Origin of the sequence: Rhodococcus sp. NPDC003318, assembly GCF_042879035.1 — a bacterium.
In the GTDB taxonomy this organism is placed as follows: domain Bacteria; phylum Actinomycetota; class Actinomycetes; order Mycobacteriales; family Mycobacteriaceae; genus Rhodococcus_G.
The window spans coordinates 710,716-726,242 of record NZ_JBIAOU010000001.1 but is presented as its reverse complement, the minus strand read 5'-3'; the positions used below and the strand labels follow the sequence as shown (position 1 = coordinate 726,242).

The following is a 15,527-nucleotide window of genomic DNA, read 5'->3' as shown; positions in this document are numbered from 1 at the left end:
CGCGGTTCGGTGGACAACAGCGGTAGAGTGGTCAATGGCTCGGCATGAGTTCCCGGCAGACGCACGCCTTCGCCCCGGTCACCCGGTGCGGACGTGTATCGGTTGTCGGAAACCTGCGCCGGCCGCCGATCTGCTGAGGGTCGTGGCACGACAGACCCAGCCGGAGGGCTGGGTGGTGGTTCCCGATCCCGGACGCAGGCTCTCGGGGCGTGGTGCGTGGTTGCATCCCGACCGGGGATGTCTGGGTCAGGCGGAGAAGCGTCGAGCGTTCGGCAGAGCGCTGCGAGTGTCCGGAAGCCTGGACACGGCGGCACTGGATCGCGTGATCGATTCCGATCTCACGATCCGACCGCATCCACAACAGAGCAGTACCTCGTGAACCCGGTACTCGAACAGGGCACTACCCGACAGGCAGTATCCGGGAACACAGGCAATCTCTCGAGAAGAGTCAGGCAAACACACTCATGAGCACACCGTGAAGCACCAACGATGATCGTCCATCGGAGTTAACCCGAGGTCGTGCGGGCACGTCAGCCGCTCGACCTCTCAGTAGAGGAGAGCAGTGGCAGGCAAGGCCCGCGTGCACGAGTTGGCCAAGGAACTCGGTGTCACCAGTAAGGAACTTCTCGCTCGGCTCAAGGAGCAGGGCGAATTCGTGAAGTCGGCGTCCTCCACCGTGGAGGCGCCGGTCGCACGACGGCTGCGGGAATCCTTCCCGTCGGCCAAGGGCGAGTCGGCATCGGCCGGCCGTTCGGAGGCCGTGAAGCCGGCCTCCACCGCCAAGCCCGGCGGTCCCCGTCCCGGCCCGAGGCCGGCCGCACCCGCTCCGGCCCCGGCGGCTCCGGCCGCTCCGGCGGCCCCGGCCGCGGCGGCCCCCGCGGCTCCGGCACCCGCACCGCGACCGGCCGCCCCGAAGCCGGCCACCCCCGGACCCAAGCCGGCGGCGCCGGCTCCGGCGGCCCCCGCAGCCAGTGCCGCCCCCGCGGCTCCGGCACCGCGTCCCGCAGCGCCCGGACCCAAGCCCGGCCCGAAGGCGCCGCGTGTCGGCAACAACCCGTACTCGTCCGCTCCGGCCGAGCGCCCGGCACCGCGTCCCGCGCCCGGCGCGCCGCGCCCCGGTGGTCCGGGTCCCGGCCAGGCCGGTCCGCGTCCGGTTCCGGGTGCTCCGCGTCCCGCGGCAGGCCCCGGCGGTCCGCGTCCCGCTCCCGGGCAGGGCGGACCCCGTCCGAGCCCCGGCTCGATGCCTCCTCGCCCGAACCCGGGTGCCATGCCCGCACGCTCGTCCCGCCCGGCTCCCGGCGCGGGTCGTCCCGGCGGCGGTCGTCCCGGCGGCCCGGGTGGTCGTCCCGGTGGTGGCGGCGGTGGATACCGCGGTGGCGGCGGCGCTCCCGGTGCCGGCGGCGCAGGTGCTCCCGGTGGAGCTCCCGCGGGCGGATTCCGTGGTCGTCCCGGTGGCGGCGGTGGCCGTCCCGGCCAGCGCGGTGCCGCGGCAGGTGCGTTCGGCCGTCCCGGTGGCGCCCCGCGTCGTGGCCGCAAGTCGAAGCGGCAGAAGCGGCAAGAGTACGACTCCATGCAGGCGCCCGCCGTCGGCGGCGTGCGGCTGCCCCGCGGCAACGGTGAGACCATCCGTCTCGCCCGCGGTGCCTCCCTGTCCGACTTCGCGGAGAAGATCGACGCGAACCCGTCGGCCCTGGTCCAGGCGCTGTTCAACCTCGGCGAGATGGTCACGGCCACCCAGTCGGTGAACGACGAGACCCTCGAGCTGCTCGGCGGCGAGATGAACTACGTCGTCCAGGTCGTCAGCCCGGAGGACGAGGACCGCGAGCTGCTGGAGTCGTTCGACCTCACCTACGGCGAGGACGAAGGTGGCGAGGAAGACCTCGAACAGCGTCCGCCGGTGGTCACCGTCATGGGTCACGTCGACCACGGCAAGACCCGCCTGCTCGACACGATTCGCAAGGCCAACGTCCGCGAGGGCGAGGCCGGCGGCATCACCCAGCACATCGGTGCCTACCAGGTGCTGACCGAGCTGGACGGCGTCGAGCGTCTGGTGACGTTCATCGACACCCCGGGTCACGAGGCGTTCACCGCCATGCGTGCCCGCGGTGCGAAGGCCACCGACATCGCGATCCTCGTGGTCGCGGCCGACGACGGTGTCATGCCGCAGACGGTGGAGGCGATCAACCACGCCCAGGCGGCCGACGTGCCGATCGTGGTCGCGGTGAACAAGATCGACAAGGAAGGTGCCGACCCGGCGAAGATCCGCGGTCAGCTCACCGAGTACGGTCTCGTCGCCGAGGAGTACGGCGGCGACACCATGTTCGTCGACATCTCCGCGAAGCAGGGCACCAACATCGACCAGCTGCTCGAGGCCGTGCTGCTCACCGCGGACGCGTCCCTCGACCTGCGGGCCAACCCGGACATGGACGCCCAGGGTGTCGCCATCGAGGCGCACCTCGACCGCGGCCGCGGCCCGGTGGCGACCGTGCTCATCCAGCGCGGCACCCTGCGGGTCGGCGACTCGATCGTGGCGGGCGACGCGTACGGCCGCGTCCGGCGGATGGTCGACGAGCACGGCGAGGACGTGCTCGAGGCGCTGCCGTCGCGTCCGGTGCAGGTCATCGGCTTCACGTCGGTGCCCGGCGCAGGCGACAACCTGCTCGTCGTCGACGAGGACCGGATCGCCCGGCAGATCGCGGACCGGCGCAACGCCCGCAAGCGCAACGCGCTCGCGGCCCGCAGCCGCAAGCGCATCAGCCTCGAGGACCTCGATGCCGCGCTCAAGGAGCACAACGAGCTCAACCTCATCCTCAAGGGTGACAACTCCGGAACCGTGGAGGCCCTGGAAGAGGCGCTGCTCGGAATCGAGATCGACGACGAGGTGCAGCTGCGGGTCATCGACCGCGGTGTCGGTGGTATCACCGAGACCAACGTCAACCTGGCGTCGGCGTCGAACGCGATCATCATCGGCTTCAACGTCCGCGCGGAGGGCAAGGCGACCGAGCTCGCCAACCGCGAGGGCGTCGACATCCGGTACTACTCGGTGATCTACCAGGCGATCGACGAGATCGAGAAGGCCCTCAAGGGCATGCTCAAGCCGATCTACGAAGAGGTCGCGCTCGGCAAGGCGGAGATCCGGGCGATGTTCCGCTCGTCCAAGGTCGGCAACATCGCGGGTTGCCTCGTCACGTCCGGCATCATCCGTCGCAACGCGAAGGCACGCCTGCTGCGTGACAACGTCGTCGTGGCGGAGACGATCACCATCTCCTCGCTCAAGCGGGAGAAGGACGACGCCACCGAGGTGCGCGAGGGCTACGAGTGCGGTCTGACCGTCACGTACAGCGACATCAAGGTCGGTGACGTGATCGAGGCGTACGAGCTGCGCGAGAAGCCGCGCGACTAGTAGTCAGTTGCATCGGGTGTCCCGTGGGCCGGCCCGGCTCGCGGGACACCCGATGTGTCGACAAGGGAGGTTGGTTGTACCTCGGTGCCCTCGAGCTGGACATCCTGCTGGGCGACGTGAGGTCGCTCAAGGAGAAGCGTTCGGTGATCCGGCCGGTCATCGCCGCCCTGGCCCGGTACGGGGTCTCGGTCGCCGAGACGGGCGATCACGACGTGTACCGCCGCACCGAGATCGGGGTCGCGGTCGCGAGCAGCGACGTGAACCATGTGAACGAGATACTCGACACCTGCGAGCGCGCGGTCGCGGCCCGTCCCGAGTTGCAGTTGCTGGCCGCACGCCGAAGGATGTTCGGACCCGAGGACTGACCACCCGCCCCGCCGGGGTTCGGTGTACAACGATTGGATGACGACGCGACGACGATCTCGTCGCGTGATGTGACGGCCCCGGCCGTCGTGTGAGAAGGGACTTCGGTCATGGCAGACCCGGCGCGGGCGCGCAAGCTCGCCAAGCGCATCGCGACCATCGTGGCGTCGGCGATCGACCACGAGATCAAGGATCCGCGACTCGACTACGTCACGATCACCGACGCGAAGGTGACCGCCGACCTGCACGACGCGACGGTCTACTACACCGTGCGCGGCGTGGACCTCGGCAGTGAACCCGACCACGAGGGTGCCGCCGCCGGACTGGCGAAGGCCACCGGCGTGCTGCGGTCGAAGGTCGGTGCGGGAACCGGTGTCCGGTTCACCCCGACGTTGACGTTCGTCGCGGACACCGTCCCCGACGCCGCCCGGCACATGGAGGAACTCCTCGCCCGGGCACGGGCCGCCGACGACGAGGTCGCCAAGGCCCGCGAGGGTGCCAGGCACGCCGGCGAGGAGGACCCGTACCGGGAGCCGAGAGCGGACGACGCGGCCGGTACGGGCGAGGACGACTAGGGCTCGGCGATGACCGTGACCGCCCAGACCACGGCCCAGGGGCCCGGACGCGACATCGACCTGGCGACCGCAGTGTCGTTGCTGTCCGAGGCCACGTCGGTGACGGTGCTGTGTCATGTCCAACCGGATGCCGACACCCTCGGCAGCGGGCTGGCCCTGGCCCTCGCGCTGGATCGGCGGGGGGTCCCGGTCCAGGTGTCGTTCGCGCAACCCGAGACGCTGCCGCAGTCGATGCGCACGTTGCCGGGCGTCGACCTGCTCGTCCCGGCACACCGGGTGGCCGACGAAGTGGATCTGGTGGTGACGGTCGACTGCGGCAGCCGCGGCAGGCTGGGCGGCCTCGGTGACCGTCTCGACCGTGCGCGGGAGACGCTGGTCATCGACCACCACCGTTCGAACACCCGGTACGGCAGGCACAATCTGATCGACGAGTCCGCCGAGGCGACCGCGGCCGTGCTGACCCGCCTGTTCGACCTGTGGGGCGTGGACATCGACCGGGACCTCGCACACTGCCTGTTCGCCGGACTGGTCACCGACACCGGGTCGTTCCGGTGGGTGCAGCCGGGCACGCATGCGCTCGCCGAACGACTCATCGACACCGGCATCGACTCCGCGGGCATCACCCGCCGCCTGCTCGACACCCACCCGTTCGGATGGCTGCCGATGCTCTCGTCGGTACTCGGGTCGGCGCAGTTGGTGCCCGCCGCAGTCGGTGGGCTCGGCCTCGTGTACGCGCTGGTCCGGTACGAGGACACCGCCGGGATGGGTGCCGAGGAGATCGAGTCGGTCATCGACATCGTGCGCACGACCGCGCAGGCCGAGGTCGCGTCCGTGTTCAAGGAGAACGAACCGGGAATCTGGTCCGTCTCGTTGCGGTCGAAATCGGCGGTCGACGTGTCCGCGATCGCCGGCCGGCTCGGCGGCGGGGGACACCGGTTCGCATCGGGATACACCGCCACCGGCGCGGCGGACGCCGTGGTCGCCGAGCTGCTCGCGGCCGTTGGCTGAGGTGCTGGGCGGGGCCGCCGCGGCGCTCGACTCCCGTCCGTCGACCCGCCGCATCCTGGGACTGGCCGTCCCGGCGCTCGGCGTCCTGGCTGCGGAACCGCTGTACCTGCTGTTCGACATCGCCGTCGTCGGTCACCTGAACGCGCTTGCTCTCGCCGGCCTCGCGGTCGGTGGTCTGATTCTCGCCCAGGTCAGTACCCAGCTGACGTTCCTGTCGTACGGCACGACCGCCCGCGCATCCCGGTTGCACGGGTCGGGGGACGAGCGCGGTGCGGTCGAGGAGGGTGTGCAGGCCACGTTCCTCGCGGCCGCGATCGGAATCGTGCTCGTCGCCGCGGTCCAGGTGCTGGCGCGTCCGGTGACGTCGGTGATCGCCGGAGGTCACGACATCGCGCGTGAGGCCGAGTCGTGGCTTCGGATCGCGGTGTTCGGTGCACCGCTGATTCTGATCGCGATGGCGGGCAACGGCTGGATGCGCGGTGTGCAGAACACGTTGCGGCCGCTGCGGTTCGTGCTGGCCGGACTCGGGCTGTCGGCGCTGCTGTGTCCGGTGCTGGTGCACGGACTGCTCGGGGCGCCGCGACTGGAGCTGGCCGGGTCGGCGGTCGCGAACGTCGCGGGGCAGGTGGTGACGGCCACGTGCTTCGTGGCGGCGCTGGTGCGGTCCGGGGTGCCGATGCGGCCGCGGGCCGCGGTGATGCGGGCCCAGGTGGTGCTGGGCCGCGACCTGATTCTGCGCAGCCTCGCGTTCCAGGCGTGCTTCCTGTCGGCGGCGGCGGTCGCGTCCCGCTTCGGGGCCGCGGCGGTCGCCGCTCACCAGGTGGTGCTGCAACTGTGGAACCTGGTCGCGCTGACGTTGGATTCGCTGGCGATCGCGGCGCAGACCCTGGTCGGAGCGGCTCTCGGGGCCGGCAACGCCCCGGCCGCGAAGGACCTGGCCCGGCGCCTGACAGGGTGGTCGACCGTGTTCGCGGCGGCGCTCGGCGCGGTGTTCGCGCTCGGGTACGGCGTGATTCCGACGCTGTTCACCGCGGACACCGAGGTGCAGGACCAGACGCGGGTGATCTGGTGGTTCTTCGTGGCGATCATGCCGGTCGCGGGGGTCGTGTTCGCCCTCGACGGGGTGCTGCTCGGAGCCGGGGACGCGGCGTTCCTGCGCAATGCGACCCTCGGCTGCGCGATCGTCGGGTTCCTGCCCCTGATCTGGCTGTCCCTGGCGTACGACTGGGGCCTGGCCGGGATCTGGTCGGGGCTGACCGTCTTCATGGTGCTGAGAATGCTCACCGTCGTGTGGCGGACGAGCTCGGGTCGGTGGGCCGTGACGGGCGCCGACATCCAGGTGGGAAGGTAGTGAGCGTGACACGCAAACTGTGGGCGGTGAGCGACACCCATGTCGGGCATCGCGGGAACCGGCCGATCACCGAGGAGTTGTACCCGGAGTCGCCCGAGGACTGGTTGATCCTCGCCGGTGACGTCTCGGAGAAGACCGACGACATCGCGTGGGCGCTGAAGCTGATGTGTGAGCGTTTCGCGAAGGTCATCTGGGTGCCCGGCAACCACGAACTGTGGACCACGGCGAAGGACCCGGTGCAGATGCACGGCGTCGCCCGGTACGACTACCTGGTCACGATGTGCCGGGAGCTCGGGGTGATCACACCGGAGGACCCGTATCCGGTGTGGGACGGTGAGGGCGGCCCGGCGACCCTGGTCCCGATGTTCCTGCTGTACGACTACACGTTCCGCCCCGAGGGCACGACGACGAAGCAGGAGGCGCTCGACTTCGCGCGCGACAAGAACGTCGTCGCGACCGACGAGTTCCTGCTGTCGTCGGAGCCGTACGCGACCCGTGATGCGTGGTGCCGGGCCAGGCTCGAGTCCACCCGCGCGCGGCTCGACGCACTCGACCTGTCGATCCCGACGGTGCTGATCAACCACTTCCCGCTGGTGCGCGAACCCACGCGGGTGCTGTTCTATCCGGAGTTCTCGCTGTGGTGCGGCACCGAGGAGACCGCCGACTGGCACACCCGCTACAACGCGATCTGCAGTGTCTACGGGCACCTGCACATCCCGCGCACCACCTGGTACGACGGTGTCCGGTTCGAGGAGGTCTCGCTCGGCTACCCGCGCGAGTGGCAGCGCCGCGGCCTGCCGGAGCGGCTGCTGCGGCAGATTCTCCCCGTGCCCGACTACGCGCCGGGCACGCTCAACAAGTGGGGCGGTCACTTCACGGTCACCGCCGAGCAGGAAGCCGAGATGGAACGGATGAGGGCGGCCCGCGCGTGATCGAGAAGATTCTCCCGACCGGTGTCGAGTACGCGGAACTGTTCACCGACCCGCCGGAACTGACCCCGCACCCCAGCGAGGCGCCGCTGATCGCACGAGCCGTCGACAAGCGGCGCCGTGAATTCGTCAGCGCGCGGCACTGCGCGCGGCAGGCGATGGCGAAACTCGGCGTCGACCCGGCACCGATCCTCAAGGGCGAGAAGGGGGATCCGCTGTTCCCTCGCGGTGTCGTGGGCAGCCTGACGCACTGCGACGGCTACCGCGGGGCGGTGCTGGGCCACACGTTGGCGGTGCGGTCGGTGGGCATCGACGCCGAGCCGCACGGCCCGCTGCCCGACGGCGTGCTCGACGCCGTCAGCCTGCCCGCCGAACGCGACTGGCTGGCCGGGGCCGGCAACCGGATCCACTGGGACCGCCTGCTGTTCTGCGCGAAGGAGGCCACCTACAAGGCGTGGTTCCCGCTGACGCAGCGGTGGCTGGGCTTCGAGGACGCGCACATCACGTTCGCGCTCGACCGGGCGGGGAGTGACGGCGTCACCGGCACCTTCCACTCGCAGCTCCTGGTGTCGGGGGAGACGGTCGACGGCCCGCCGCTGGCGTCGTTCGACGGGCGCTGGCTCGTCGACGGTGGTCTGGTCATCGCCGCGATCACCGTCCGGTGAGTCACGTCGAGTAGGCTCGAAAACCGTGTCTGCTCACCGCCCCCCGTCCTCCGGCCTGCACGGCGCCGGGTTGTTGATCGTCGACAAGGACGCAGGCATGACCAGTCACGACGTCGTCGCCCGATGCCGCAAGATCCTGCACACCCGCAAGGTCGGGCATGCCGGAACTCTCGACCCGATGGCCACCGGCGTGCTCGTCCTCGGTGTGGAACGGGCCACGAAACTGCTCGGCCTGCTGTCGCTGACCACGAAGGCGTACGCGGCGACCATCCGGCTCGGTCAGGCGACGACCACCGACGACGCGGAGGGCGACGTGCTCACCACGACCGATGCGTCCGCGGTCACCGATGACGAGATCGCGGCGGTGATCACCACCCTCACCGGAAACATCGCCCAGGTCCCGACCCGGGTCAGTGCCATCAAGGTGGACGGACAGCGCGCCCACAAGCTGGTCCGCGCGGGGGAGGAGTTCGAGCTCGAGGCCCGGCCGGTGACCGTGGACCGGTTCGACGTCACGACCACCCGCCGCACGGACACCTTCGTCGACCTCGACGTCGAGGTCGAGTGCTCCTCGGGGACCTACGTCCGGGCGCTGGCCCGCGATCTCGGCGCCACCCTCGGCGTCGGCGGACACCTCACCGCGCTGCGCCGGACCCGGGTGGGGCCGTTCGGTCTCGACCACGCGCGGACGCTCGAGCAGCTCGCCGACGATCCGGCGGTGAGCCTCGACATCGACCAGGCCTGCCAGACGGCGTTCGCGCACCGGCAGATCTCCGCGGACGAGGCGGAGTCGATCAGCCAGGGCCGGTGGCTCGACCCGATCGGCATCCCGGGGACGTACGCCGCGATCGACCCGACCGGTCACACGATCGCCCTGCTGCAGGAGCGCGGCCGCCGGGCCGGTTCGGTGATGGTGGTGCGGCCCGCGACCCTGCGCGGCCTGTAGGCCCGCCACCGCTACCGCGCGGTCTGCGGCAGTCAGCCCTCGACGAGCCAGATCGCCTGGGCGGCAGGGTTTCCGAGCTCGACGACGGTGTCGTCGCCGAGGCGGACGGACACGGTCCCCGCGAAGTCGCGGCGTTCGAGCACCGTGATCGTCAGGTCCAGGCGGATGCCGACGGAGTCGAAGTACCGCAGCATCGCCGGATCCGAGTCGGAGATCCGGGCGACCACGCCGGACTCACCGTCGGTGAAGTCGCTGAGCTGGCGTGCCGGTGGCGTCGGAATCGTGCCGTCCGGAGCGGGAATCGGATCGCCGTGCGGATCACGCTCGGGGTGACCCAGTTTGGCGTCGATCCGTTCGATCATCAGGTCCGAGACCGCGTGCTCGAGCACTTCGGCCTCGTCGTGCACCTCGTCCCAGCCGTAGCCGAGTTCGCCGACGAGGAAGGTCTCGATCAGCCGGTGTCGGCGCACCATCGCGACCGCCGCGGACCGGCCGCGGTCGGTCAGTGAGATCGACCCGTACCGGGCGTGGTCGACCAGTCCCTGATCGGAGAGTTTCCGGATCGCCTCGGACACCGTCGACGCCGACACCCCGATGCGCTCGGCGAGCATCTTGGTCGACACCTGCTCGCCGGACCACTCGCCGGCCGTCCAGATCACCTTGAGGTAGTCCTGCGCGACCGTCGTCAGGCCGACCTCACCGGTCGTTCCGTCCCGTCCGTTCCTGCGCTCAGTCACGGTACCGAGCTTAGGCAATCCACACGAGGTGTGGCACGTCGACACCGCGGTGCGACAGCCGAACGTGACGCTTGCGGTGGCGAGCCGTAGGCTGCGAGGCGTGCAGAGATGGCGAGGGCTCGACGATGTTCCTGCCGACTGGGGCCGTTGCGTACTCACGATCGGTGTCTTCGACGGCGTGCATCGTGGGCACGCGCAGCTGATCAGTCGTGCGGTCAAGGCAGCAAGTGAGCGCGGAATCCCCAGCGTGCTCATGACTTTCGATCCGCACCCGATGGAGGTTGTGCGGCCGGGCAGTCACCCGGCGCAGTTGACGACGCTGACCCGGCGGGCGGAACTGGCGGAGGCGCTGGGTATCGACGTGTTCTGTGTCGTCCCGTTCACGCCGGAGTTCATGAAGCTCAGCCCGGAGCAGTACGCGCACGAGATCCTGGTCGAGCGGCTGCACGTCGCCGAGGTCGTGGTGGGCGAGAACTTCACGTTCGGGCGCAAGGCCGCGGGCACCGTCCCGATGCTGCGCGGCATCGGTACCCGGTTCGGCTTCGCGGTCGACGGGGTGAACCTGCTCGCCGAGCACACCGTGACCTTCTCGTCGACCTACATCCGGTCGTGTGTGGACGCCGGTGACGTCGTCGCCGCCACCGAAGCGCTCGGCCGGCCGCATCGGGTCGAGGGGGTCGTCGTGCACGGGGAGCGGCGCGGGCGCGACCTCGGCTTCCCGACGGCGAACATCGCGCCGCACGAGCACGCGGCGATCCCCGCCGACGGCGTCTACGCAGCGTGGTTCACGGTGCTGGCCCAGGACCCGGTCGCCGGGTCGTTGCCGCCGGGGGTGGCGTACATGGCCGCGGTGTCCGTGGGCACCAATCCGACGTTCTCGGGACGGGTCCGAACGGTGGAGGCGTACGTCCTCGACGCCTCGGCCGACCTGTACGGGCAGCACGTCGCGGTCGATTTCGTGCGGCGGCTGCGCGGTATGGAGAAGTTCGACTCGGTCGAGGCGCTGATCGCGCAGATGGGCCGCGACGTGGACGAGTCCCGGGACGTGCTGGGCCGCGCCGACGTGCGGGGCTGATGCTCGTCCGGGCCGACGTGCGCGGCTGCGCTCTTCCGGTCCCTGGTAGGATGTTTCCTCGGTGTGTGCTGCGGTCCGCGGCGGCTGCACCATCTCGGGTCCGTCCCGGGTTCTCGTCGCGCGGACATCAGTATCAGGAGACACCACAGTGGCATTGACCACCGAAGAGAAGAAGGCCGTCCTCTCCGAGTACGGACTGCACGAGACCGACACCGGTTCCCCGGAGGCGCAGGTTGCACTGCTGACCAAGCGGATCGTCGGACTCACCGAGCACCTCAAGACGCACAAGCACGACCACCACTCCCGCCGCGGCCTGCTGCTGCTGGTCGGACGTCGTCGTCGCCTGCTCAAGTACGTCCAGAAGGTCGACATCGCGCGTTACCGTTCGCTCATCGAGCGTCTGGGTCTGCGTCGATAAGAAGTGTGAAGCGTTCCCACCGCCCGCGACACGTCGGTTCGGTGAGGATGTGAACATCCCGGTAGCCAACGAGGTGAGTGCATAGACTGGCCTCGTTGGCTACCGGTGTTTGTCGGGTGGTGTCGCCACCCGGCGGACGCGGTTCCATCGTGAACCATCGGATCCACGACGGATCCCGCCGTACGTGCCTGAAGTCGTGGCAGTCGGTCTTCGGTAGTGGCCACTCGAACGATCGTTGCGACACACGATCTGCGATTGGCTTCGATCGACGGCCGCCTCCGCGCAACGGGTCAGGGCCCGCCTTCCCACCGGGGGCGCGGCACCCGATCAGGTGCGCGTCACCGCCAGGAGGGCGGCGACGGCCACGCGGATACGGCGAAGACGAGAGGGAAGAGAAGAGAAGACATGACCGCAAACACTGCAGTTGAGGTCGACGAGGGCGTGTTCGAGTCCACCGCCGTCATCGACAACGGGGCCTTCGGGACCCGCACCGTTCGTTTCGAGACCGGCCGCCTCGCGCAGCAGGCCGCCGGATCGGTCGTCGCCTACCTGGACGACGAGACCATGCTGCTGTCGGCCACCACGGCCAGCAAGCAGCCCAAGGAGCACTTCGACTTCTTCCCCCTGACGGTGGACGTCGAGGAGCGTATGTACGCCGCGGGTCGCATCCCGGGATCGTTCTTCCGCCGCGAGGGTCGTCCCTCCACCGACGCGATCCTGACCTGCCGCCTGATCGACCGGCCGCTGCGCCCGTCCTTCGTCGACGGCCTGCGCAACGAGATCCAGGTCGTGGTGACCGTCCTGAGCCTCGACCCGAAGGACCTCTACGACGTCGTCGCGATCAACGCCGCGTCCGCGTCCACCCAGATCGCGGGTCTGCCGTTCTCCGGTCCGGTCGGTGGTGTGCGTGTCGCGCTGATCACCTCGGACGAGAACAAGGCCGGTCAGTGGGTCGCGTTCCCGACGGTCGAGCAGCTCGAGAACGCCGTGTTCGACATGGTCGTCGCCGGCCGCATCGTCTCCGGCTCCGGGGACAGCGCGGACGTCGCGATCATGATGGTCGAGGCCGAGGCCACCGAGAACGTCATCGAGCTGATCGACGGCGGCGCGCAGGCGCCGACCGAGGCGATCGTCGCGCAGGGTCTCGAGGCGGCCAAGCCGTTCATCGCCCGCCTGTGCGAGGCGCAGCAGGCCCTGGCCGCCGCGTCGTCGAAGCCCACGGGTGACTACCCGGTCTTCCCGGCCTACCAGGACGACGTGTACGCCGCCGTCGAGGTCGCCGCCACCGACAAGCTGTCGGCCGCGCTGACCATCGCGGGCAAGCAGGAACGCGACGACAAGACCGACGAGGTCAAGGTCGACGTTCTCGAGCAGGTCGCCCCGAAGTTCGAGGGCCGCGAGAAGGAGATCGGCGCGGCGTTCCGCTCGCTGACCAAGAAGCTGGTCCGGCAGCGGATCCTCAAGGACCACTTCCGGATCGACGGCCGCGGCATCACCGACATCCGGTCGCTCTCGGCGGAGGTCGCCGTGATCCCGCGGGCGCACGGCAGCGCGCTGTTCGAGCGTGGCGAGACCCAGATCATGGGCGTCACCACCCTCGACATGGTCAAGATGGCGCAGCAGGTCGACTCGCTGGGCCCCGAGACCAGCAAGCGCTACATGCACCACTACAACTTCCCGCCGTACTCGACCGGTGAGACCGGCCGGGTCGGTTCCCCGAAGCGTCGCGAGATCGGCCACGGCGCGCTCGCCGAGCGCGCCCTGGTGCCGGTGCTGCCGAGCGTCGAGGAGTTCCCGTACGCGATCCGTCAGGTCTCGGAGGCGTTGGGCTCCAACGGTTCCACCTCGATGGGCTCGGTGTGCGCGTCGACGCTGTCGCTGCTCAACGCCGGTGTGCCGATCAAGGCTCCGGTCGCGGGCATCGCGATGGGTCTGGTCTCCGACGAGGTCGACGGCGAGACCCGCTACGTCGCGCTGACCGACATCCTCGGCGCCGAGGACGCGTTCGGCGACATGGACTTCAAGGTCGCGGGCACCAAGGATTTCGTCACGGCTCTGCAGCTCGACACCAAGCTGGACGGCATCCCGTCGCAGGTCCTGGCCGGCGCGCTGTCGCAGGCGCACGACGCCCGCACCACGATCCTCGAGGTCATGGCCGAGGCGATCGACACCCCGGACGAGATGAGTGCGTACGCGCCGCGGATCACCACCATCAAGGTGCCCGTGGACAAGATCGGTGAGGTCATCGGCCCCAAGGGCAAGATGATCAACTCGATCACCGAGCAGACCGGTGCCAACATCTCCATCGAGGACGACGGCACCGTCTTCGTGGGTGCGGCGGACGGCCCGTCCGCGCAGGCCGCGATCGACATGATCAACGCCATCGCCAACCCGCAGCTGCCCAAGGTGGGCGAACGCTTCCTCGGCACGGTCGTCAAGACCACCGCCTTCGGCGCATTCGTCTCGCTGCTCCCGGGCCGTGACGGGCTGGTGCACATCTCGAAGCTGGGCAACGGCAAGCGGATCAACAAGGTCGAGGACGTCGTCAGCGTCGGCAGCAAGCTGCGCGTGGAGATCGCGGACATCGACAACCGCGGCAAGATCTCCCTCGTCCCCGTCGAGGACGAGGCCGCCGCCGAGGCTCCGGCCGAGACGGAGAACGACGCGTAAGCGTCGACACCGGCAGATTCGGCGAGTGCCCCCGACCTCACGGTCGGGGGCACTCGTCGTTTCCGGCCTCGTGACCGGAAAGTTGCCGCTCGGATAGGTGTTTCGCACTGCGGATCACTTCGGGTGGTGTTTTCCTGGACCGGTGAACACAGGAACTCCTGTTTTCGACAAGTCCGCCCAGGCTCGGAATCTGGTTCTCGCCACCTGGACGTCGACCATCTGTTTCTGGGCCTGGAACATGGTGGGACCGATGTCCACCACCTACGCGGAACGGCTGGACCTGAGCAGCTCACAGGCCTCGATGCTGGTCGCGACACCGATCCTGGTCGGGTCGCTGGGCCGGATCGTGACGGGACCGCTCACCGACCGGTACGGCGGCCGGGCGCTGTTCATCTTCGTGGCGGTCGCCTCGATCGTCCCGGTGCTCGCGGTCGGGTTGTCCGCGTCGGCCGACTCGTACGTCGGACTGCTCGCGTCGGGATTCGTCCTCGGCATCGCGGGCACCGTGTTCGCGATCGGTATCCCGTTCGCGAAGTCGTGGTACGAGCCGAGCCGACACGGTTTCGCGACGGGCGTCTTCGGGGCGGGAATGGTGGGCACCGCCCTGTCGGCGTTCTTCACGCCGCGTTTCGTCGGGTGGTTCGGCCTGATCACGACGCACGTGATCATCGCGGTGGCGCTCGCGGTCACCGCGGTGCTGTGCGTGGTGCTGATGAAGGACTCCCCGGAGTTCACCCCGAACCCGGAACCCGTCGTACCGAAACTCGTCGCGGCGTCGAAACTCCGTGTGACCTGGGAGATGTCGTTCCTCTACGCCATCGTGTTCGGTGGGTTCGTCGCGTTCAGCAACTACCTGCCGACGTACATCAAGACGATCTACGACTTCTCCGCGGTGGATGCGGGCACGCGCACCGCGGCGTTCGCGCTCGCCGCGGTGATCGCGCGTCCGATCGGTGGCGCGCTGTCGGACCGGATTCCGCCGAAGTGGGTGGTGCTCGCGTCCCTCGGCGGGACGGCCGTGCTCGCGGTCGTCGAGACGCTGCAGCCGCCGCCGGACATCTGGTCCGGCCTGACGTTCACCCTGCTCGCGGTGTTCCTCGGCATCGGCACCGGCGGCGTGTTCGCCTGGGTGGCACGGCGTTCGCCCGCCCGGAACGTCGGCAGCGTCACCGGCATCGTCGCCGCGGCCGGGGGGCTCGGTGGCTACTTCCCACCGCTGGTGATGGGCGCGACGTACAACGAGGAGAACAACGACTACACCGTCGGCCTGCTGCTGCTGGCGGTGACAGCGGCGGTCGCGTTCGCGTACACCGCGCTGAAGCTGCATGCCACGGAACCCGAGAAGGACAGCGCGACAACGTAACAGCAGACCGAGTGCCGCGCGGCG

General features: G+C 69.6%; 14 protein-coding genes. 13 read left to right on the top strand and 1 reads right to left on the bottom strand.

Features of this window, described 5'->3' with window-relative positions:
• Window positions 1-34 precede the first annotated feature (34 nt).
• The 9 genes from ACFYVR_RS03190 to truB all read left to right on the top strand — a co-directional run bounded on the left by ACFYVR_RS03190 (window position 35) and on the right by truB (window position 9,240).
• Window positions 35-379, top strand: coding sequence for a YlxR family protein (locus ACFYVR_RS03190; RefSeq protein WP_387469513.1), 345 nt, complete (start codon window positions 35-37; stop codon window positions 377-379).
• Window positions 380-562: 183 nt separating this feature from the next.
• Window positions 563-3,403, top strand: a complete 2,841-nt coding sequence (gene infB / locus ACFYVR_RS03185; RefSeq protein ID WP_387469511.1) for a translation initiation factor IF-2 — start codon at window positions 563-565, stop codon at window positions 3,401-3,403.
• A 74-nt stretch (window positions 3,404-3,477) separates the two neighbouring features.
• Entirely contained in the window at window positions 3,478-3,768 is a 291-nt protein-coding gene (locus tag ACFYVR_RS03180; protein ID WP_387469509.1) for a DUF503 domain-containing protein, read from the top strand.
• Between the two features lie 108 nt (window positions 3,769-3,876).
• Complete coding sequence (gene rbfA / locus ACFYVR_RS03175; protein ID WP_387469507.1) at window positions 3,877-4,341, top strand: 30S ribosome-binding factor RbfA; 465 nt, start codon at window positions 3,877-3,879, stop codon at window positions 4,339-4,341.
• 9 nt (window positions 4,342-4,350) lie between these two features.
• Window positions 4,351-5,349 (top strand): bifunctional oligoribonuclease/PAP phosphatase NrnA, encoded by a 999-nt coding sequence (locus ACFYVR_RS03170; RefSeq protein WP_387469505.1) that lies wholly within the window; start codon window positions 4,351-4,353, stop codon window positions 5,347-5,349.
• Window positions 5,342-6,700, top strand: a complete 1,359-nt coding sequence (locus tag ACFYVR_RS03165; protein WP_387469502.1) for an MATE family efflux transporter — start codon at window positions 5,342-5,344, stop codon at window positions 6,698-6,700. The genes ACFYVR_RS03170 and ACFYVR_RS03165 overlap by 8 nt, the downstream gene beginning before the upstream one ends.
• Window positions 6,701-6,705: 5 nt before the next feature.
• Window positions 6,706-7,632 (top strand): metallophosphoesterase family protein, encoded by a 927-nt coding sequence (locus ACFYVR_RS03160; RefSeq protein WP_387469500.1) that lies wholly within the window; start codon window positions 6,706-6,708, stop codon window positions 7,630-7,632.
• Entirely contained in the window at window positions 7,629-8,294 is a 666-nt protein-coding gene (npt, locus tag ACFYVR_RS03155) for a 4'-phosphopantetheinyl transferase Npt (protein ID WP_387469498.1), read from the top strand. Before ACFYVR_RS03160 ends, npt begins: the two co-directional genes overlap by 4 nt.
• A 25-nt stretch (window positions 8,295-8,319) precedes the next feature.
• Window positions 8,320-9,240: a tRNA pseudouridine(55) synthase TruB gene (truB, locus tag ACFYVR_RS03150; RefSeq protein WP_387469496.1), complete on the top strand. Its 921-nt coding sequence runs from the start codon at window positions 8,320-8,322 to the stop codon at window positions 9,238-9,240.
• A gap of 32 nt (window positions 9,241-9,272) precedes the next feature.
• On the opposite strand, the gene ACFYVR_RS03145 is transcribed toward truB, so the two are convergent.
• Window positions 9,273-9,977 carry a metal-dependent transcriptional regulator gene (locus ACFYVR_RS03145; protein ID WP_387469494.1) on the bottom strand — a complete coding sequence of 235 codons (705 nt, stop codon included), beginning with the start codon at window positions 9,975-9,977 and terminating at the stop codon, window positions 9,273-9,275.
• Between the two features lie 100 nt (window positions 9,978-10,077).
• On the opposite strand from ACFYVR_RS03145, the gene ACFYVR_RS03140 reads away from it, so the two are divergent.
• The 4 genes from ACFYVR_RS03140 to ACFYVR_RS03125 all read left to right on the top strand — a co-directional run bounded on the left by ACFYVR_RS03140 (window position 10,078) and on the right by ACFYVR_RS03125 (window position 15,503).
• The gene (locus tag ACFYVR_RS03140) at window positions 10,078-11,052 is read left to right on the top strand and encodes a bifunctional riboflavin kinase/FAD synthetase (RefSeq protein WP_387469492.1); all 975 of its coding nucleotides are present in this window, start codon (window positions 10,078-10,080) and stop codon (window positions 11,050-11,052) included.
• A 148-nt stretch (window positions 11,053-11,200) separates the two neighbouring features.
• Entirely contained in the window at window positions 11,201-11,470 is a 270-nt protein-coding gene (gene rpsO / locus ACFYVR_RS03135) for a 30S ribosomal protein S15 (protein WP_007533317.1), read from the top strand.
• Between the two features lie 405 nt (window positions 11,471-11,875).
• The gene (locus ACFYVR_RS03130) at window positions 11,876-14,140 is read left to right on the top strand and encodes a polyribonucleotide nucleotidyltransferase (RefSeq protein WP_387469488.1); all 2,265 of its coding nucleotides are present in this window, start codon (window positions 11,876-11,878) and stop codon (window positions 14,138-14,140) included.
• A 142-nt stretch (window positions 14,141-14,282) separates the two neighbouring features.
• A complete protein-coding gene (locus ACFYVR_RS03125; protein WP_387469486.1) occupies window positions 14,283-15,503 on the top strand; it encodes a nitrate/nitrite transporter in 1,221 nt (406 codons plus the stop codon).
• Window positions 15,504-15,527: the final 24 nt, after the last annotated feature.